Origin of the sequence: Leisingera sp. JC1, from assembly GCF_001679925.1 — a bacterium.
In the GTDB taxonomy this organism is placed as follows: domain Bacteria; phylum Pseudomonadota; class Alphaproteobacteria; order Rhodobacterales; family Rhodobacteraceae; genus Leisingera.
The window spans coordinates 1-18560 of record NZ_LYUZ01000121.1 but is presented as its reverse complement, the minus strand read 5'-3'; the positions used below and the strand labels follow the sequence as shown (position 1 = coordinate 18560).

Genomic DNA, 18560 nt, shown 5'->3' with positions numbered 1-18560 from the left:
CTGCTGCGTGGTCTGCGGGTGGGGCGCCCGAACCAGGTCTGGGCGGCAGACATCACCTATCTGCCAATGCGCAAGGGGTTCCTGTATCTGGTGGCGATCATTGACTGGCACACCCGCAAGGTGCTGGCCTGGCGCATCTCGAACACGCTGGAAGCGGACTTCTGTGTCGAGGCGCTGAACGAGGCCATCCACAAGTTCGGCCCGCCCGGGATCATGAATACAGATCAGGGCAGCCAGTTCACGTCCTTCGCCTGGACGGACAGGCTGCGGCGATCCGGTGTGCGCATCTCGATGGATGGCAAAGGCCGGTTCCTCGATAACATCTTCGTGGAGCGGCTCTGGCGGAGTCTGAAATACGAGTGCGTCTACCTGCACGCTTGGGAGACTGGATCAGAGGCGAAGGCGGGCGTCGGCAGATGGATCGAGTTCTATAATCGAAAACGCCCACATTCCGCCCTTGGCGGCAAGCCTCCTGCCATGGTCTATTGGCTGAGAAAAGACGAAACCCAACCTGGTCAGCAGCGGCAGAGAGTAGCTTAAATTACGCCAGATCCTGTCCAACGNGAGCGGCTCTGGCGGAGTCTGAAATACGAGTGCGTCTACCTGCACGCTTGGGAGACTGGATCAGAGGCGAAGGCGGGCGTCGGCAGATGGATCGAGTTCTATAATCGAAAACGCCCACATTCCGCCCTTGGCGGCAAGCCTCCTGCCATGGTCTATTGGCTGAGAAAAGACGAAACCCAACCTGGTCAGCAGCGGCAGAGAGTAGCTTAAATTACGCCAGATCCTGTCCAACGATCGGGGAGTAGCTCATTTGTGCTTCAAACTCAGAATGCTCTTTGGTGTCACGCAATGCTTGGAAAATTGCTGCGATGAGCAACAGCAAGACCAGTGCGAAGAGCAGCATGAGGATGATTTCAGGCCGTCGTTTCAATCGTTTGCTCCCCTTAAATTGTGCGAGGACATCGCCTTCTAGCGGCATGCGCTTGAAATAGGTCAAGCGTGCTAGATTATTTCGTCTTCATCAAAGAGCGGATCATCTTCCAATTGGTTGGACAATGTGCCCAAGGTTTCGTCGGCATCACCTTCACCGTTGACACGCGCAATATGAAAGACTGCGTCGCCTTCGTTGACGGTTGGCATGACAGCTCGACCCACGATCACTCCAGGGATTGGCGCTGCGATCTCATGCACGACTTCCCCAAACGGGTCAGAAATAATTGCCAGGAGGTCACCTTCTTCAACTACATCCCCTTCGGATTTGTAGGCACGAAGCAGGCCGCCGTGAGAGGCGCGCACCCATCTGCGCGTACCGGGGTAGCGCGGACAAGGATTCCAATCTGACGCGGACATGCATTCCGATGTAGCGCGGACAAGATTCCGGGGCTCGCGGACAAGCCTTTTTGGCCCTGTGCCGGGGGTGTTGAGCAATCACGTGGCAGGTAACCTTTCGCTCTTTTGAGGAGCGGGAGGGACCCAATGGCGAGATTGCCGATGAGGAAGATCAGAGAAGCCTTGAGGCTGCGGGCAAGCGGTCTGACGACCCGGGAGGTTGGCCGCAGCATTGGTGTCGGCCGCACGTCGGTCAGCGAGTATGTCAGCCGCGCCACTCGGGCGGGGTTGTCCTGGCCATTGCCGGACGACCTGACGGACGCTGCTCTTGAAGCGCTGTTGTTCCCGGCCCCGCCCCCGGATGCGGCGACCAGCTATCCCAAACCGGACTGGGCGCTGGTCCATCGCGAGTTGCGCCGACCAGGGGTGACCTTGTCGCTCCTATGGGAGGAATACCGTGAAGCCCACCCCAAGGGCTATGGCTACAGCCGGTTTTGCGAGCTGTACCGCCGCTGGGAGGGCAAGCTGGCGCCGGTGATGCGCCAGCAGCACGTCGCGGGCGAAGCCCTTTACGTGGACTATGCGGGCGCAACCTTCGAGATCATGGACCCCGAGACCGGCGAGCTACGCCAGGCCCAGTTTTTTGTCGCAGCCCTTGGGGCCTCGAACCTGACCTATGCCGAGGCGACCTGGACACAAGGCCTGTCGGACTGGATCGGCTCTCATGTCCGGGCCTTTGCCTTCTTCGGCGGCGTGCCTGCCACGGTGGTCTCGGACAACCTCAAATCCGGGGTCACCAAGGCCTGTTTTCACGACCCCCAGATCAATCGCAGCTACGCGGACATGGCCGCGCATTACGACACCGCCATCATCCCGGCGCGCCCGCGCAAACCGCAAGACAAAGCGAAGGTCGAGGTGGCCGTCCAGCTTGCTCAGCGGTGGATACATGCGCGGCTGCGGGACTGGCGCCTCACTTCCCTGACCGAGTTGAACGCGGCGATCCGGGAGCTGCTGGAGACATTCAACAACCGGCGCACGCGCCATCTCGGGGCGAGCCGCCGGGAGCTGTTCGAACAGCTTGAACGCCATGCGCTGCAACCGCTTCCTCTGGAGCCTTATGTCTTCGCCGAATGGCGCTGCCGGAAGGTCGGGCTCGACTACCACGTCGAGATCGACCGGCACTATTACTCGGTGCCCCACACCCTGCTGAAGGCGCAGGTCTGGGTACGTATCACCAGCCGCACCATCGAGATATTCCATGCAGATCAGCGCGTTGCCTCACATGCCCTGACATCAGGTAACCGCAAGCATTCCACGGTGCTGGACCACATGCCGCCCAACCACAGGGCTTACGCCGACTGGACACCCGAGCGCCTGCACCGGTGGGCCGCCAAGGTCGGCCCCAACACTGCCGCACTGGTCGAAGTGATCCTGCGTTCACGCAAGCATCCCGCCCAGGGATTCCGGGCCTGCCTTGGCATACTGCGTTTGTCCAAGGGGTATGCGGCCCCTGAGTTTGAAGCGGCGGCAGACTACGCGCTGGCCATCGGGGCCCACTCCTACAGCTCCCTCCAATCCATCCTGAAGAACAAGAGATATCGCCGGGCACCAGATCGGCCCGCAGAGGAACCGGCGATCACCCACCCTAACATACGCGGCGCCGATTATTTTCACTGAGAAAGGATACACATGCTTGACCATCCCACACACGACCTGCTGCGCCAGCTCAAGCTGGACGGCATGGCGGACGCCTTCACCGATCTGCAATCTCAAGACAGCGCAGCCGACATGGGGCATGCCGAATGGCTTGGCCTTCTGATCGACCGTGAGATGGCAAACCGCACGACCAAGCGGTTCCAATCCCGGCTGCGCGCCGCCAAACTGCGCCATAGCGGGGCCAGCATCGAGGACGTGGACTTCCGCTCACCGCGCCGCCTGGACAAGGCCCTGTTCCAGGAATTGGCCACAGGGCGCTGGATCAAGGAGAAACGGAACTTGCTGATCACTGGCCCCTGTGGTGTCGGCAAGAGCTGGCTGGCTTGCGCCCTGGGCCAGAAAGCCTGCCGTGACAATGCCACCGTCATCTACAAGCGCCTGCCACGCCTGTTCTCTGAATTGCAGCTCGCCCATGATGACGGACGCTTTCCGCGTATCTTCCGGCAACTCGTCAAAGCCGATCTGTTGATCCTCGATGACTGGGGGCCGGAGCGCATGACTGCCCCGCAGCGCCGGGACCTGATGGAAATCGTCGAAGATCGCTACGGCGCGGGCGCGACCCTGGTCACCAGCCAACTGCCCTTGGACGCCTGGCACGACATCGTCGACGAACCCACCTTCGCCGATGCCATACTCGATCGGCTGATCCACAATGCACATCGTCTGAGCCTCGATGGTCCCTCCATGCGCAAAACCCGGGACGCCCCCGCAGCCAAAACAATTGACGAAAAAGCCAACAACTGAGATGTCAAATCAAACGCTCAGCATCCCGCACGGATTTTGTCCGCGCACCCCGGAATGCATGTCCGCGTGTCGTTGGAACGGTTGTCCGCAAAGCTTGGAATGCGCACCCATCGGCTGGAACGGCAAAAGAGAGGCATGGATTTGGCCTTAGACACCCCTTTGGCCGATATCATTTCCATCTCGTGGAGCACGCGCAAAATCCCCAGCACACCCGCGCGCACCGGCATTTCGTCGAAACGCAGCGCTTCCCCTGCCTCATAAAGCAGCACCTTCGCACCGCTTCCCTCGGCTGCCCCCCGCAACGAGCCATCCCGCAGATTAGAGCACAGCACGACAGGCGCACCAAACAGGTCGGCAAGGCGCCGGGTTGCCGGATCACCATTCGAAATCCGAATCTGCGGCAGATTGGTCCGGTGTACAGCCGCCGAATGAAGATCAATTCCCAAGTCGCAGCGCTGAACGATCTCCGTCATAAAAATATATGCGATCCTTGAACCCAGAGACCCTGTTTCGGAACCGGGAAAGCACCGGTTGAGATCTCGCCTATCTGGCAAATACCTGGAGCGGTTCAGGAACCCGAATGCATTCACGATCGGAACGGTAATGAGCGTACCGCTCAGGCTATTCAGGTTCTTCATTGCCAATAACCGGCGAACGATCTCCACACCGATAATTTCGTCGCCATGAATGCCAGCACATATGAAGACCGTCGGCCCCTCCCGCCGGCCATGTATAACATGGACCGACATAGTGACTGGAGTGTGATCCGATAGCACGCTGACCGGCAGATCGACTGTTGCCCGGTTTCCAGGTGCAACCCTTTGACCGCCGAACTCAAAGGCATTGCGCCCGGCCATCAACCCTTTCCTTTGGTTTGAGTTTTCCCTGGCTGAGCATGCTTTTCCATGAAATCGATAATCCTGCCTGCCACATCAATTCCAGTTGCCATCTCGATGCCCTCCAAACCCGGCGAAGAGTTGACTTCCATCACCACTGGACCGTGGTTCGAACGCAGCATGTCAACGCCACATACATTCAGGCCGAGGGACTTTGCAGAACGGATCGCAGTGGCCCGCTCCTCGGGAGAGAGCTTAACGACTTGTGCGGAGCCGCCGCGATGCAGATTTGACCGGAAGTCGCCTTCGGCTCCAGTCCTCTGCATTGCAGCGATGACTTTACCGCCAATGACAAAGGCGCGAATGTCTGTTCCGCCAGCTTCCTTGATGAACTCCTGCACCAGGATATTGATGTTTGCGCCTCGGAAGGCCTCAATTACCGAAATGGCAGACCGTTCGGTATCAGCCAAAACAACCCCGATCCCTTGTGTGCCTTCAAGAAGTTTCACCACCACCGGGGCCCCGCCGGCAACCTCCATCACCTCTGCAGTCTGTTTGGGGTCATGAGCAAAAGTGGTAACCGGCAAGCCGATCCCGTCCCGGGCAAGAAGTTGCATGGATCTCAGCTTGTCCCGCGAACGCCCGATCGCCACGCTTTCGTTCAGCGGATAAATGCCCTGCATCTCGAATTGCCGCAGCACAGCGGTGCCGTAGAAGGTAACTGAAGCGCCAATCCGCGGAATCACTGCATCGTACCAGCTCAGCTTCTGGCCATTGTAATAGATTTCCGGGCGCCGGGACGCGATATTCATATAGCAGCGCGTGGTGTTAATGATCTCTAATTCGTGCCCGCGCTGCTGCGCGGCCTCTTTCAATCGCTTGTGAGAATAGAGGTTCGGATTCCGGGCCAGCATAGCAATTTTCATCAAAGTTCCTCTTGCGGTTAGCGGTTTTGGTCTGACGGTACCTGTAAGGACTGAGTAGGATCGGCCGCCAGTTTCAGTATTCGCAGTACGATGCGACCAACGAAGTTTGGGAATTTCTTCTCCGAATGGGCTGCTGGTGCCGCCCGGGCTAAATGCGCCTGCGCACCTACCAGAAGCAGGGTGGCGGTGATATTTGTGGTTTGAAGATGCCCCCGGTGTTGGTGGCCTTTCCTGTGTGAAGGTGAGGCGCTAATCAGATACCCATTTTTCCAATACCCATGTGGTTGGGGTGAAACCCGACCCATAGGGGCCATTCTGATTGAGCCTTTTGACAATCCGGGTATGCAGCCCAGTTGTGCGGGTTTCCGTGTCAATTTTTGCTTGAACACCCAACCAATTGAAACCGGTTAAATATATCAGGTCGCACCATCCGGTCCGGTTTTCTCCGATATGCACGGTTTGCCTCCGGCCATGTCAGCGGCCCTCTTTCCCGCTGGTTTCAGCACAGCTTGCAGACGTGCGGCTCAATGCACAACTAATCGCGGGGAAGCTCCCGAAACGGTGCCGGATATTCGTGGTTTGAAGTGCGGTGCGGGGTATTTCCTAGCATCTTTTTGCATACCAGAGGGATAACACCCGCCAACGAGGCAAGAAAAACGAATAATATCTATGCTTGAAATGAGGAAATGTTAAGTTAGGTCATATCCAGACCTACGCTTGAGGGCCTATGGACATCATCCTTCTGCGCACTTTCGTTGAAGTTGCCTCAACCGGTTCATTTGCGGCGGCGGCCAAGCGCCTGTTTGTAACGCAGTCTGCCGTCAGCTTGCGAATTCAGCGGTTGGAAGAAGAGTTGGGCCAGCCAATGTTCACCCGATCCAAGGCCGGAGCTGAACTGACGCCTGCTGGAACCGAGTTCGAACGGTTTGCCTTTGGGCACATAAAGCTGTGGGAGGAAAGCAAGCAGCAGGTTGCGATCCCCGAGGGCTTCACCAAAAGTCTGATTGTCGGCGCAGAACATTCACTGTGGCCGCGCATGGGATTCCGCTGGCTGGACGCCATTCGTGAGGAACTGCCTTTTCTCAGCATCCGCGCCGAGGTCGGTACACCGGAACGGCTGACCCGGTATATGATCGAAGGCGTTGTGCAAACCATTTTGGTTTATACGCCACAACTGAGGCCGGGCTTTCAAATGGAGAAGGTCATGGAGGATGAATTGGTCATGGTTGCCTCTTGGCCGGAACCTCAGCTTGAAGATGCCAAAGGCCGATATCTCTTTGTCGACTGGGGCCCTGAGTTTGTGCATGCCCATGGGGTGCATCTTCCACAACTCTCCAATCCGGGGCTGACTTTCGCTCTCGGAGCTCTTTCCCTGGACTTCCTGCTAAATCGCAAAATGGCAGCCTATGTTCCAGCACGAGCCGCTGACCAGTGGATTGAAGCCGAAAGGTTGCATCTTGTACCTGACGCACCGCGCTTTCCATATCCGATCTACCATGTTTGGCGCGACGACCTAGACGGGGAAAGCATCGCTGTAGCCCGCAACACCCTGAACAGAATCGCGCAAGGGCTTGAAGTCCGGCAGGCGTTGGTGATTGATCACCTGGCCGACATCAGCGAAGAAGATGAGGTCGGGATTCTGAGCGGGTCTGCCCTGCCAGCTGATGACACGAGTTATCCGAAGTAGAAGGAACCTGACTGTTCTAATCTAGGAGTAATCATGAGATTGATCTTCACGCGTTAACCGCACGCTTTGACGGAGGCCGATGCAGTAACCGCCTAGATTCCAAAACGAATTGCGTAAACCGCTGTGGTATTCCGGCAAAATTACCGAGTGATCGCGGCCATGCTTGTCCTTCATCTCTGACGGCGTAAATCGCTGCTCTGCATTCTGATCACAGGCTGAACTCATGGGCCGCCGAGTGAAATGACATGCGGTCTTACAATACAGCCACAGATAACATCGAAACGCCCCAGCAGTACGGCCGGGGCGTTTACTTTCTAAGTAGTTGGATGCCTCAGCGTGCTTCGGTCAGAAGCCCGCGGAAGATGGCCCAGCACATCAGCAACAGTACCACGGTGAATGGCAGGCCGGTGGAGATCACCATCGCCTGAAGCGCTGCTAACCCGCCACCGAGCAGCAGCACGATGGCGACGGCGCCCTCGAAGATGCACCAGAACACCCGCTGCGGCACCGGCGCATCGACCTTGCCGCCTGCGGTGATGGTGTCGATCACCAGCGACCCGGAGTCCGACGAGGTCACGAAGAACACCACCACCAGCACGATACCCACAAAGGAAGTGATCCCAGCTAGCGGCAGCTCGCCCAGCATCTTGAACAGTTTGAGCTCAAGCGCCGCGTCCTGTGCCCCGGTGAAGCCGTCAGACAGCACCTGGTGGATGGCGGTGCCGCCAAAGACGCTCATCCACAAAACGCAGACCAGGCTGGGGATCAACAGCACGCAGATCACGAATTCCCGCACGGTTCGGCCGCGGCTCACACGGGCGATGAACATGCCGACAAAAGGCGACCAGCTGATCCACCAGGCCCAGTAGAAGGCGGTCCAGCCCTGGCTGAAGTTCACGTCCTCGCGCCCGATCGGGTTCGACAGTGCAGGCAGATACTCGACATACGCCATCAGGCTGGAGGCGAAACCTGTCAGGATCGCCATGGTTGGCCCCACCAGCAGCACGAATATCAGCAGAAGGAACGCGAGCCCCATGTTGATCTCGGACAGCACCTTCACGCCGCCGTCCAGGCCGCGCAGAACCGATATCAGTGCAATGGCGGTAATGGCGGTGATCAGGATCACTTCGGTGGTGGAACCCACCGGCACCCCGAACAGCTCATTCAGGCCGGCATTGGCCTGGGTTGCGCCAAATCCGAGCGAGGTCGCAAGGCCGAACAACGTGGCAAAGACTGCCAGAATGTCGATGACGTGGCCGGTCCAGCCCCAGATGCGCTCGCCAAAGATCGGATAAAAAGCCGACCGGATGGTGAGCGGCAGCCCCTTGTTGTAGGTGAACAAAGCCAGCGCCAGCGCAACAATCGCATAGATCGCCCAAGGGTGAAGCCCCCAATGGAAAATCGTTGCCGCCATGCCCAGGCGCACCGCCTCGGCCTCATTCCCGGCGGCGGCACCCAGGGGTGCCCAGTCGGTGCGTACGCCGCCGCCCTCAGGAGCCGCGGTGCCGCCGAATGCGGTGGAGAAATGGCTCATCGGCTCGCTCACGCCGTAGAACATCAGCCCGATCCCCATGCCAGCGGCAAACAACATCGCAAACCAGCCTATGTAGCTGTAATCCGGCGTCGCCTCTTTGCCGCCCAGACGCACTTTGCCCCAGGGGGATACGATCAGAAACAGGCAGAACAGGACGAACAGGTCTGCCGCGCCGAAGAAAAACCAGTCGAAACTGCTGGTCACCGCGGGCCGCAGCCAGTTGAAAAAGGCGCCGGCCTGTTCCGGCAGAGCCAGCGCGTAGAACACAAAGGCCACGATGACCAGGCCGGAAACCAGGAACACCGGGTTGTGGATGTCGACACCGAAGGGGCCGATCTGGGTTTCGATATTGTCCTGACCGATCTCGTATTCGGTATCAATGATATCCGCTTCGCCTTCCGGGGCGGGGATACCCTGATTAGTGGTTTCGTCAGCCATTACGGCCTCCTTCCCTGTTAACTTTGGCCGTGCAAGCCGGGGCTTGCGCACTCTAAGGTTTCCGGTGGTTCAGTTGCCGCGGACGATCAGCACCGAAACCGGGGCCTTCTCTGCGACCCGCCCGCCATGGGCGTGGAACAGATAATCGCTGACACCGGGGACATGGCTGGCCATCACAATCAAGCCGGCGCCGATATTATTGCAGGCTTTGAGAAGCGTTGCCTCCAGATCAACTGCTGGATCGTGGCTGACCACTGCGTGACCCGAGGCAGTGATGTTACGCTTACCCGCTTGATCCGCAGCAAAGTCATCGAGTTTTTTCGAAAACTCCTGGGGACTATGCGCAACTGGACTGGGCTGCGATGGGGTCACCCCCACGAAAATCACTTCTGCTTTGTAAAGGTGCGCGAGATCCGATGCCATCTGCAGTGCCTTGTCCAGGCGCGCAGCGTGGGCCAGATCGACAGGCACCATGATTTTGGAATACACGGTCTCTCTCCCTCCCCTGTAGCTTTAACAGGCCTCCGGCCTGAGGGCGGGAGCCCGTATTCTGGAGCACAGGTGTTATCCGCCCAATCGTGGCTGTGCTCACCAATCACGGTAGCGGCCGCGGCGCCGCTGCCGCGAACAACATGCGACTAGAAATGTACGATTTCCGACGGTCGCCCGTCGGAAATCGTGATCTAGGCGTTGACATCCACCATCACCCGTCCCGTGACTAGACCCTTGAGAATATCAGCGCCCGGCTGCGGCAAGTTGCCCTGGACAGCAGGCTGGATCATCGCTTCCAGTTTGCCCATCGGCAGATCACTGGCGATCAGCTGCCAGGCGCAAAGCCGATTTTAATAGGGCTTCATAGGGTCTATACTTGGCAGGTTACAACCCGCACATAACGCATTTGGCGCTCGGAAACCTGGCGCCGAGCGGATTTGCAGAGAGAACCATTAGGGCCAGCCTGGCCGCATATACTCATCAATCCAATGCTCTGCGTTTTCGGCCCGGACCAGATTTGGCGGAAGCCTATCGGGCAGCCGGCGCCGAAGTTCTGTGTTTGCCTTCGCCGCTGGCAAATCGGGTTCCGGTGATGCGACCCCCGGGCGGCGCCAGGAGCTGGTCTGGCTTGCGGCAGACCATGATCTTTTCATCTTAGAAAATGACCTGCTTGACCGGAACTTCGTACAAGAGCACGTCACTTTCCGCCTTCACAACCTCCATCCGCTGGTCAGTAGCTCGACAACATCCAACTCGCGCAAGGCCAGTTTCAGCAACGGCCGCCCATCCCCGTGCGAAAATTCTACAGCTGTTCACGGCGGTCCTTGTTCCGCGGCTCGTATCCGCCGGTACCTTGGGGTCGATTTCGGGAGAGTGTGAAATCCTACGCTAAGCTGGGAGCGGCCGTTCGAGCAGCACGCGGCGAAGGCGGGCGAAGAGCCACACCGGAAGTTCTGAAATCTTGCTGCGTGCGCACGCAGCGGGCCGGTGCGCTGCTCCACCGAATTTCTCCCGCTGTAAAGCAGAAGGAAATGCGGCCATTCCGGCAGCCTGAACTTCGTTCCTGTTCCCGGACACCGGGGTAAAGTACCCCTGTCCAGGAAAGGAGCATGGAATGGGACAATCGAGACGAACGTTCACAGATGAATTCAAAGCCGCAGCTGTTGGTCGGCTTTATAAGCCTGGTGCCACACAAACCGGCGTGGCCAGGGAACTGGGTGTGACGAGTTCCCAGCTGAAGACCTGGCGCCTGGAGATTGAAGCGGCAGGATCGTTGGAAGCGATGCGCAGGCTAAGGACTGATGCTGCGGAACTGGATCGTCTGCGTAAGGAAAACAAACGTTTGAAGCTGGAAAATGAAATCCTTGAGAAAGCTTCCGCTTTTTTCGCCTCAAGGGCAGCGAAGACATGAACACGAAACGTGCTTTCGTCGCTGCCCACAAGACTGTTTACCCGATCGCTCAGCTCTGTCGCCTTGTTGGCATTGCGCGCAGCTGGCTTTACGGCTTTGTTCAGTCGCAACCAGCCCGAGATCAGCGGCAAAAGCTGCGTGCCGACCGGGACGCCGAGTTACTGCCAAAGATCAAAGTGGCGTTTTCTCAAAGCAAAAAGCGGTATGGGTCAAAGCGGGTCTACCAGGATCTGAAAGCCGATGGCGAGGACGTCTCGGAGCGGCGTGTGGCCAGAATAATGCGGGAAAACAATGTCTCACCATGCCTGCACAAGCGCCGGAAGCCGCGTACTACGGACAGCAATCACTCTCTGAAACCGTCGCCAAATTTGTTGGAGCAAAAGTTCGGTTGTACCGTTCCAAACCGAGTTTGGCTCGCTGACATTACTTACGTCGATACGGACGAAGGATGGCTCTACGTCGCCGCCCTCAAGGACATGGCCACGCGCGAGATTGTCGGTTGGGCAATGGACGATCATCTGCGATCCGAACTGTGCTGTGATGCCCTGAACATGGCCCTGGGGCGCCGTGGACCGGTTCCAGGGCTCATTCATCATTCGGACCGCGGCGTGCAATACGCAGGCGGAGAATACCGCAAATCGCTCGGGGCGGCACGCATCACGCAATCCATGAGCCGAACCGGCGAATGCCTGGACAACGCTCCAATGGAAAGTTTCTTCGCATCACTGAAAAAGGAACTGGTTCATCGGGAGCGCTTCAAAACGCGCGTCCAGGCAAAGGCGGCGATCTTCGAATACATTGAGGTCTTCTACAATCGCCAGCGACGTCATTCCGCCATCGGCTACCAAACCCCCGCGCAAGCATACGAAACCATGACTTGGAAAAGCGCAGCATAGGGTCAATAATCAAACTGTCCGGAAATCGGGACGAACTCCAGCCTGCGTCAAATCTGAAACCACGAATTCACAGCCCCGGAACGAAGATCCCGTCAGTGGACAAGCAAGTTGAAACCGCGCCGAAACTTCAATACTTCCGGCGCCGGTACTTGCCGCGGGATATGCCTGTGGCCGCGCTCTCAAATCGTTCAACGAAGGCGGTTTGCGACCGCTTGAACGGCACACCCAGAAAATGCCTCGGATGGCGCACACCGGCTGAAGCCTTCAGTGGCGAACTCATTAAGATGAGATAGCAGGAAACGTCGCAACGACCCTTGAGCTTCCATTCATGTGGTAGGCGATAGACCGCACCTCGCGCTCGGCCAGCAGGCGAAGAGATCGGCCGGAAGCTGGCTGCCCACGAGATTGCCGAGATGCTTGATCCCGTTGATATAGGCGGCTGCAGAAGTGACGAGGTGCCGGGCCATGATCTCTCCACGTTGTCCATCGTGGCGATACCTCGCTTAGGGCACGGGCCGGGCGGCCCTCATGACCTCCAGATCACTAAGTAAACCTGTGGTGGGTGGATGCAAGGCGAGACAGCTCGCATGACAACACTGGCTGATTGGCCAATGGCTGAGCCCCGGTAGCGTGGGTGGGCTCACTGCAGGACTTGCATAATGACCACAAAGTCACTAATTACACTAATGACTCCCTAGTCACTAAAAGATGCAGGTCAGCTGGCATGGACGAGAACACCAAGAAGACACAGAAAAAGCGTGAGCGCCGTAAGGAGGCTCGCCCCGCAGAGATCATCGCTGCGGCAATCGACCTATGGAAGGTACGGGGCTTTGCCGCAACGCGGCTGGAGGATGTCGCAGCCGGAGCCGGTGTCGCGAAGGGTACTATCTACCGGTACTTTTCATCAAAGGAATCCCTGTTCGAGGCAGCCGTCGAGGCAAGGATCGTCCGGAACATAGATCAAGCCGATCAGTCGGCAGAACTGTTCGGCGGCACGACCGAAGAGGCGCTTCTGACCTTCTTCGAAAAGGTACGTCGGGAGATGGTCGAGGGCGGGTCATTCATCTTCCTGAAGGTGCTGATCTCGGAGGGGCACCGGTTTCCGGAACTGGTAGAACGATACGAGGCCACCGTGCTGCGTCGAGGCTTCGAGGTCGTGAGACGGATCCTCCTGCGGGGCGTCGAACGCGGGGAGCTGAAGCCCGAGGCCGCCGAATTCGATCCGCGCCTCGTGGTGGCCCCTGCGATGATGCTGTCACTGTGGGGGACAGTCTTCCCCGGTGTCGGTACGCCGGATGCCCACCAGCTGCTCCGGCAGAATGTCGCGCTGCTGATTGGCAGCCTCGGAGTGGAGTGAACCATGCAGGAAGACAACGTCATGCCACGGAAGATCATCGTGTTGACAGGGGCGACCAGCGGCTTCGGCAGGCACACGCTTGCGCTGCTGGTGCAGGAGCAAGGAACCACCGTTTTTGTCGGGGCCCGGGGCACTGACCGCGACGTGCCGCCCGGGGTTGAGGTCTTGCCACTGGACCTTGCCTCGCTCGACAGCGTCCGCACCTTTGCCGCACTGCTGGAAGAGCGCCTCGAGGGCGCCGGGATCGATGTCCTCATCCTCAACGCCGGGGTCCACGGGGCGACTGCCGACCAGCTGAGTGCCGAGGGTTTCGGCCTGACCTTCGCGGTGAACCACCTCGCGCATTACCTGTTGTCGCGGCTTCTGCTGCCGAAACTTTCGAAAGGAGGCCGTCTGGTTATCACGTCGAGCAACATGCACGAGCCGCCGCTGAAGAGGCTTGCGCCGAAGGGGCTTGAGATCGAGGCTTGGGCGCATCCTTTCCCCGGCGGCAGCGGAACAGGTACCCGGTCCTACTGTGCCTCGAAGCTCTGCAATCTGATGACGGCGCAGTCTCTGGCCCGGACGGAGCTTGTCAGAGAGCGCGGGATCGAGGTCATCGCCTTCAATCCCGGGCTGACCGGCGGCGCGTCGGGAGGGGATGCCTCGGCTCTGCAGAAGGCAGTTGTATCGGTCTTGATACGCACCGTGTTCCCGCTGATCGCATTGATCAACCCGACGTTCAAGATGAACGCTCCCGAGCATTCAGGACGCATGCTGGCAGACGTTGCCACGGGCACCATCCCCATGCCGGAGGGGCGGGTCTATGTCTCCCTGGTCGGCGGCAAACCCACATTTCCGGCACCCTCCGCCCTCGCCCAGGATGTCGAGGCCCAGGACAGGTTGTGGCGTGAAAGCGCCCGCATGACCAGCCTAGACAGATGACCTCCCACACGGACCTCCAACTTCGACAGGACGAATACCCCATGAAAGTAGCAGTTATCGGCGCCACCCGCGGCATTGGTCTCGAACTTGTGCGGGCAGCGCTCGCCGACGGTCACGACGTGACGGCGCTTGTGCGTGATCCCGCCTCCATGCCTCAGAAGACCCCCCGCCTTCGCCTCGTGAAGGGATCCGCTGAGGACGCAGCGGCCATCGCCGAGGTTGTCAGCGGCCAGGAGGTTGTCTGCGACACGCTCGGGACGCGGAATGTAACGGGAGAGGTACGTCTGTTTTCGCGTACGGCCGAGAAGCTCGCTGCAGCGCTGCAACCGGATCAGCTTCTTATCGCGGTCACGGGTATCGGCGCGGGCGACAGCAAAGGGCATGGCGGGTTCCTGTACGACAAGATTTTCATGCCGCTGGTTCTGCGCCGGATGTACGCCGACAAGGACCGCCAGGAAGAGATCATCCGAAACAAGGTCTCGCGCTGGATAATCGTTCGGCCCGGCTTCCTGACCAACCGCCCGCGCACGGGCAATATCCGTGCCGTGACCGACCTGCGAGGCGTGAAGTCCAACAAGATTTCTCGCGCAGACATTGCCGAATTTATCCTGGCGCAGGCAAAGGCTCCTGAATTTGTCGGGCAGTCGCCGCTTCTCATCAGCTCAGGTCCCCGAAAATGAACGCCTTCAAAGGCCACTTACCCAAACGTCTCGCGAGCATATTGCTTGCGACACAGATGGCCGCCGGGTGCGAACAGGACGCCAACGGGCTTCACAACTGCAATAGTGGAGCAGACACGGTATTCGGGATTTCCGATCACTTCGACGGGAAACGGTTCGTCAACCCGACCCTCGATCAACAGGTCAGACCCGGTCTGCGGGAGGTATTCGGTATGATTTCCGAGGGTCGACCGTCGTGGCCGGACGAGGTCGCCAACACAGCCTCTCCACGCCTCGATCACGATCTGGGCGAGAACGGCATGGCCGTGACCTTCGTCAACCACGCTACATTCCTTATCCAGCTGCCCGGCCTCACCATCCTGACCGACCCGGTCTGGTCCGATCGGGTCAGTCCGGTGTCCTGGTTTGGGCCCAAACGGGTGCGCGAGCCGGGTATTGACTTCGATGCGTTGCCTGAAATCGATGTCGTGCTGATCAGTCACAACCACTACGATCACCTCGACCTGCCGACCCTCAAGCAATTGAACGCGCGTTTTTCACCGCAATTCATCGTACCTCTGGGGAACAGAACCTTGCTTCATGTCGCGGGCATCATGGCCGTGACGGAGCTGGATTGGTGGCAGGGTGTCATTGTCGCATCGGGCACACGTGTCGTCTTGACCCCGGCGCAACATTCATCAGGGCGTGGCCTTCGCGACAGGGATCGCAGTCTCTGGGGCAGCTACTACGTCACGCGTGGATCTCGCAGCCTCTTTTTTGGAGGAGACTCCGGCTACTCCTCGCAATTCACGGAAATCCGGGAGAGGCTGGGAGCACCGGAAGTCGCGCTTCTGGGCATGGGCGCTTACAAGCCACGCTGGTTTATGAAGCCGCTGCATATGAACCCTGCCGAGGCCCTCATGGCCCACCGAGACCTGAGAGCGGGTTACAGCATCGGCATGCACTTCGGCACGTTCCAACTGGCGTCCGAACAGTTTCAAGAGCCCATCGAGGACCTGGCCAATGCACTCGCTGCCGACCCGGTTCATGCCGAGCGGTTTGTCACCATGGCGGAGGGCGACGTTCGGCTCTTCCCTCGTCGCTTCTCGGACGTCGTGGATTGATCCGCATGTCGTGCGCTTCCGCACCGCGTCCGGCCAAGCACATCTTTTCCGCGGTCCAGTGCAATGCACGGCGTATCATATTCAAATTTGGAAGATTTGCAAAATGCTGGATGAACCGAAACTTGCGCTCACGGGGGACGGCAAGGCAGCTCCCAAGAAGGAGCCCCCTGGCAAAACGACGCGACAGGGCATCTATCGAAGGTTCAAGCTTTGGCGGGTTCAGCTAAAGGTCTTGTTCCTGTTCAGCGGGGCGGTTGCAGGGGTGACCGCGCGGCAAAAACGTCCTTGCCTGCCTGCAGGTCCACGGCAGGGGCAATCCCGCCCGACAAGCAACTGCAGTCGAGCACATGCTGGGCCTCGCCGGCTTGGCAGATCGGATTGACTATCTTCCTGGCAACTTGTCGGGCAGGCAAAAGCAGCGGGTTGCGATCGCGCGCGCCTTCGTCTCGAATCCCGAACTCATCTTCGCCGATGAGCCGGCTGCCTCCCTCGACAAAAAGACGGCGATCCCAATCGTTAGCATGCTAAAGGGACTTGGACAGAGCCGAGGAAGCACGACCGTCATGGTAACACACGACAACCGGGTCCTGGAGCTAGCAGACCGGATCGTGACCATGGAGGAAGGCCGGATCGTGAAGGATCAGCGTCCTGCATTAAGACGATACCCGTGGCCAAACCCAAGGACGCACCTAGTGCCGCTAGGACAGGCAGTATCAGCATGACATCCGTTGCCCCTGCCGCACAGCGTCCCGTAAGGGCTTTGTTGCGCAAATCCGTTGATGGGCAGGCTTCCCCTTTCCCCGGACGGACTTATCCTACGGGCTCTGTGACTGGTATGCCCAGAGCGGTGTAGCGATTGAGCGCGGCGACGCGGATTTGGATTTCCGCGACTTGTCTGTCAAAGTCGCGTGCCATGATTGACTGGCCAAGAAGTTTCACACAGTTCATCTTGCTCTCGACACGGCTTCTGCGGTGGTATCCGCTCCATCGCCACCACAGGGCGCGGCCCAGGTATCGCGACGCGTTGACCGCTTCGTTCCGGGCAGTGGCCCCGGCACAAAGGTGGTTCTCCATTCCTGAAAACCACCAGCGTAGCGGGCCGGCGGCGATCACAGACCCCAAAAACGGGCGAAGCGGCGGGCGKGTGCCTCCGGTCGGGCTACGCCCTCCCTCCGACACACGCCCGCCGCAACGTCTCATCCTGATTGACGCGGAATCTCATCCTGTTTGTCGCGCAGCACGGAACTGAGGTCGAGCTCCCGATAGGATCACAATAGATCTGTGAACATGGGAGATTTCGAATGGAGTATTTCGCGGGCTTGGACGTTTCGCTGCGGTCCTGCGCGGTCTATGTTGTCGATGGCAAAGGCACGGTTCTGCACGAGCGAGAACTGCCTTGTGATTTTGAGGAAATCGCAGGCTATCTGACTGCGCTACGCTTTCCAATTGAGCGTGTTGGCTTTGAAGCCGGTGCGGTGTGTCAGCATCTGTACTACGGCTTGAAGTCTGAAGGGTTTGAAGTTGTCTGTATGGAAGCGCGTCAGGTCAGCGCCGCACTATCGGCGATGCGCAACAAGACGGATCGGAACGATGCTCGGGGAATTGCTCAAGTCCAGCGCACGGGGTGGTTCAACCCCGTTTATACGAAGAGCCGGGCGGCGCACGGCATTCGGGCGCTTCTGAGCACACGGAAAGCTCTGCTGAGCAAGACCATTGATCTGGCCAACGAAGTCCGCGGTCTTTTGAAGATCTTCGGTATCCGCCTGCCCAAAACAGTGCAGCATGGCAGCTTTGACGATATGGTCCGGCCAATTGTCGAGATGGATGAGGTGTTGGCCCATGCCTTGCTGCCGCTGCTTGATGCCCGGTTGGCGCTGCACCAACACTTCCTGGAACTGGACCGGAGGGTCAAACGCGCGGCCCGCCAGGATGAGGTCTGCCTGCGCCTGATGACGGCCCCCGGCGTGGGCCCGGTTACAGCATTGACCTTCAAGGCTGCGGTTGATGACCCCGCGCGTTTCAAACGATCTCGCACCGTGGCCGCTCACTTTGGTTTGACGCCCCGAAGATACCAGTCCGGTGAACAAGATAATCCCGGTCGAATATCCAAGGCCGGGGATCGAGACGTGAGGGCGACACTTTACGCTGCCGCCAACTCCTTGCTGGTACGAACCAAGGCGGGCTCTCAGATCAAATCATGGGGGATGCGGTTGATGCGCACCAAGGGGCGTCGCCGGGGACTATCCTGAATTTTGTGCCCCGGCGTGGTAGCTCACTTTTGAGGAGACCCACGTATGAGCATAGACAAAGACCTGTTGGACCGGCTGATGGAAGGGCGTTCGCCCGGCGACCTTTTCGGCAAGGAGGGCATTCTTTCCGAACTGACCAAGGCGCTTGCGGAACGTGCGCTGAGCACCGAGTTGGACGAACATCTCAGCGAAGAGCGCGCGCAGGAGCCGCCTGAAGGCCAGAACCAGCCCGCCA

General features: G+C 58.9%; 18 protein-coding genes and 6 pseudogenes. 15 read left to right on the top strand and 9 right to left on the bottom strand.

Annotation, left to right across the window (positions count from 1 at the left end; all coding sequences use genetic code 11):
* Nucleotides 1–540: IS3 family transposase (locus A9D60_RS19920; RefSeq protein ID WP_175392995.1), on the top strand; the 540-nt coding region annotated here is incomplete at its 5' end.
* A gap of 24 nt (nt 541–564) precedes the next feature.
* Nucleotides 565–774: integrase core domain-containing protein (locus A9D60_RS25660; protein ID WP_141117989.1), on the top strand; the 210-nt coding region annotated here is incomplete at its 5' end.
* A gap of 1 nt (nt 775) precedes the next feature.
* On the opposite strand, the gene A9D60_RS19915 is transcribed toward A9D60_RS25660, so the two are convergent.
* Together A9D60_RS19915 and A9D60_RS26250 are read right to left on the bottom strand one after the other, a co-directional pair.
* Nucleotides 776–1000, bottom strand: a complete 225-nt coding sequence (locus A9D60_RS19915; protein WP_065269208.1) for a hypothetical protein — start codon at nt 998–1000, stop codon at nt 776–778.
* Between the two features lie 5 nt (nt 1001–1005).
* Nucleotides 1006–1299 carry a succinylglutamate desuccinylase/aspartoacylase family protein gene (locus tag A9D60_RS26250; RefSeq protein ID WP_254656747.1) on the bottom strand — a complete coding sequence of 98 codons (294 nt, stop codon included), beginning with the start codon at nt 1297–1299 and terminating at the stop codon, nt 1006–1008.
* A 180-nt stretch (nt 1300–1479) separates the two neighbouring features.
* On the opposite strand from A9D60_RS26250, the gene istA reads away from it, so the two are divergent.
* Nucleotides 1480–3009 (top strand): IS21 family transposase, encoded by a 1530-nt coding sequence (gene istA, locus A9D60_RS19905; protein WP_065269206.1) that lies wholly within the window; start codon nt 1480–1482, stop codon nt 3007–3009.
* A 12-nt stretch (nt 3010–3021) separates the two neighbouring features.
* Nucleotides 3022–3792, top strand: a complete 771-nt coding sequence (gene istB, locus A9D60_RS19900) for an IS21-like element helper ATPase IstB (protein ID WP_065269205.1) — start codon at nt 3022–3024, stop codon at nt 3790–3792.
* Between the two features lie 92 nt (nt 3793–3884).
* On the opposite strand, the pseudogene A9D60_RS19895 reads toward istB, so the two are convergent.
* Nucleotides 3885–4649, bottom strand: a pseudogene (locus A9D60_RS19895) (succinylglutamate desuccinylase/aspartoacylase family protein); the annotation flags it as partial.
* A complete protein-coding gene (gene rimK, locus A9D60_RS19890) occupies nt 4649–5554 on the bottom strand; it encodes a 30S ribosomal protein S6--L-glutamate ligase (RefSeq protein WP_065269204.1) in 906 nt (301 codons plus the stop codon). The gene rimK and the pseudogene A9D60_RS19895, both read right to left, overlap by 1 nt.
* A gap of 727 nt (nt 5555–6281) precedes the next feature.
* Here rimK and A9D60_RS19885 point away from each other — a divergent pair.
* A complete protein-coding gene (locus A9D60_RS19885; RefSeq protein WP_065269203.1) occupies nt 6282–7241 on the top strand; it encodes a LysR family transcriptional regulator in 960 nt (319 codons plus the stop codon).
* 331 nt (nt 7242–7572) lie between these two features.
* Here A9D60_RS19885 and A9D60_RS19880 read toward each other — a convergent pair whose 3' ends face one another.
* The 3 genes and pseudogenes from A9D60_RS19880 to A9D60_RS27095 form a co-directional block, all read right to left on the bottom strand.
* Complete coding sequence (locus A9D60_RS19880; RefSeq protein ID WP_065269202.1) at nt 7573–9213, bottom strand: BCCT family transporter; 1641 nt, start codon at nt 9211–9213, stop codon at nt 7573–7575.
* Nucleotides 9214–9282: 69 nt separating this feature from the next.
* A complete protein-coding gene (locus A9D60_RS19875; protein WP_065269201.1) occupies nt 9283–9702 on the bottom strand; it encodes a universal stress protein in 420 nt (139 codons plus the stop codon).
* A 194-nt stretch (nt 9703–9896) separates the two neighbouring features.
* Nucleotides 9897–10106: pseudogene (locus A9D60_RS27095) on the bottom strand (oxidoreductase); the annotation flags it as partial.
* Nucleotides 10107–10819: 713 nt separating this feature from the next.
* Here A9D60_RS27095 and A9D60_RS19870 point away from each other — a divergent pair.
* The 3 genes and pseudogenes from A9D60_RS19870 to A9D60_RS27495 all read left to right on the top strand — a co-directional run.
* Nucleotides 10820–11116 carry a transposase gene (locus A9D60_RS19870; RefSeq protein ID WP_065269200.1) on the top strand — a complete coding sequence of 99 codons (297 nt, stop codon included), beginning with the start codon at nt 10820–10822 and terminating at the stop codon, nt 11114–11116.
* Complete coding sequence (locus tag A9D60_RS19865) at nt 11113–12012, top strand: IS3 family transposase (protein WP_065269199.1); 900 nt, start codon at nt 11113–11115, stop codon at nt 12010–12012. Before A9D60_RS19870 ends, A9D60_RS19865 begins: the two co-directional genes overlap by 4 nt.
* A 134-nt stretch (nt 12013–12146) precedes the next feature.
* Nucleotides 12147–12305: pseudogene (locus A9D60_RS27495) on the top strand (IS30 family transposase); the annotation flags it as partial.
* A 57-nt stretch (nt 12306–12362) separates the two neighbouring features.
* Here A9D60_RS27495 and A9D60_RS26245 read toward each other — a convergent pair.
* A pseudogene (locus A9D60_RS26245) lies at nt 12363–12479 on the bottom strand (class I tRNA ligase family protein); the annotation flags it as partial.
* A 257-nt stretch (nt 12480–12736) separates the two neighbouring features.
* On the opposite strand from A9D60_RS26245, the gene A9D60_RS19860 reads away from it, so the two are divergent.
* The 5 genes from A9D60_RS19860 to A9D60_RS19840 all read left to right on the top strand — a co-directional run bounded on the left by A9D60_RS19860 (nt 12737) and on the right by A9D60_RS19840 (nt 16798).
* A complete protein-coding gene (locus tag A9D60_RS19860; protein ID WP_065269198.1) occupies nt 12737–13369 on the top strand; it encodes a TetR/AcrR family transcriptional regulator in 633 nt (210 codons plus the stop codon).
* A gap of 3 nt (nt 13370–13372) precedes the next feature.
* Nucleotides 13373–14293 (top strand): SDR family NAD(P)-dependent oxidoreductase, encoded by a 921-nt coding sequence (locus tag A9D60_RS19855; protein WP_083194272.1) that lies wholly within the window; start codon nt 13373–13375, stop codon nt 14291–14293.
* Nucleotides 14294–14334: 41 nt separating this feature from the next.
* Nucleotides 14335–14973 carry an NAD(P)-dependent oxidoreductase gene (locus A9D60_RS19850; RefSeq protein WP_065269211.1) on the top strand — a complete coding sequence of 213 codons (639 nt, stop codon included), beginning with the start codon at nt 14335–14337 and terminating at the stop codon, nt 14971–14973.
* The gene (locus tag A9D60_RS19845) at nt 14970–16076 is read left to right on the top strand and encodes an MBL fold metallo-hydrolase (RefSeq protein ID WP_217492078.1); all 1107 of its coding nucleotides are present in this window, start codon (nt 14970–14972) and stop codon (nt 16074–16076) included. The genes A9D60_RS19850 and A9D60_RS19845 overlap by 4 nt, the downstream gene beginning before the upstream one ends.
* Nucleotides 16077–16369: 293 nt before the next feature.
* Nucleotides 16370–16798: an ATP-binding cassette domain-containing protein gene (locus A9D60_RS19840; protein WP_302621858.1), complete on the top strand. Its 429-nt coding sequence runs from the start codon at nt 16370–16372 to the stop codon at nt 16796–16798.
* Between the two features lie 88 nt (nt 16799–16886).
* On the opposite strand, the pseudogene A9D60_RS19835 reads toward A9D60_RS19840, so the two are convergent.
* Nucleotides 16887–17132, bottom strand: a pseudogene (locus tag A9D60_RS19835) (IS5/IS1182 family transposase); the annotation flags it as partial.
* Nucleotides 17133–17377: 245 nt separating this feature from the next.
* On the opposite strand from A9D60_RS19835, the gene A9D60_RS19830 reads away from it, so the two are divergent.
* Entirely contained in the window at nt 17378–18325 is a 948-nt protein-coding gene (locus A9D60_RS19830) for an IS110 family transposase (protein ID WP_254656746.1), read from the top strand.
* A 45-nt stretch (nt 18326–18370) separates the two neighbouring features.
* Nucleotides 18371–18560: pseudogene (locus A9D60_RS19825) on the top strand (IS256 family transposase); the annotation flags it as partial.

Bases quoted from the DNA above. Each gene is read 5' to 3' on its own strand.
- istA (WP_065269206.1), top strand. From the start codon at position 1,480: ATGGCGAGATTGCCGATGAGGAAGATCAGAGAAGCCTTGAGGCTGCGG.
- istB (WP_065269205.1), top strand. From the start codon at position 3,022: ATGCTTGACCATCCCACACACGACCTGCTGCGCCAGCTCAAGCTGGAC.
- rimK (WP_065269204.1), bottom strand. From the start codon at position 5,554: ATGAAAATTGCTATGCTGGCCCGGAATCCGAACCTCTATTCTCACAAG.
- A9D60_RS19885 (WP_065269203.1), top strand. From the start codon at position 6,282: ATGGACATCATCCTTCTGCGCACTTTCGTTGAAGTTGCCTCAACCGGT.
- A9D60_RS19880 (WP_065269202.1), bottom strand. From the start codon at position 9,213: ATGGCTGACGAAACCACTAATCAGGGTATCCCCGCCCCGGAAGGCGAA.
- A9D60_RS19870 (WP_065269200.1), top strand. From the start codon at position 10,820: ATGGGACAATCGAGACGAACGTTCACAGATGAATTCAAAGCCGCAGCT.
- A9D60_RS19865 (WP_065269199.1), top strand. From the start codon at position 11,113: ATGAACACGAAACGTGCTTTCGTCGCTGCCCACAAGACTGTTTACCCG.
- A9D60_RS19860 (WP_065269198.1), top strand. From the start codon at position 12,737: ATGGACGAGAACACCAAGAAGACACAGAAAAAGCGTGAGCGCCGTAAG.
- A9D60_RS19855 (WP_083194272.1), top strand. From the start codon at position 13,373: ATGCAGGAAGACAACGTCATGCCACGGAAGATCATCGTGTTGACAGGG.
- A9D60_RS19850 (WP_065269211.1), top strand. From the start codon at position 14,335: ATGAAAGTAGCAGTTATCGGCGCCACCCGCGGCATTGGTCTCGAACTT.
- A9D60_RS19845 (WP_217492078.1), top strand. From the start codon at position 14,970: ATGAACGCCTTCAAAGGCCACTTACCCAAACGTCTCGCGAGCATATTG.
- A9D60_RS19830 (WP_254656746.1), top strand. From the start codon at position 17,378: ATGGAGTATTTCGCGGGCTTGGACGTTTCGCTGCGGTCCTGCGCGGTC.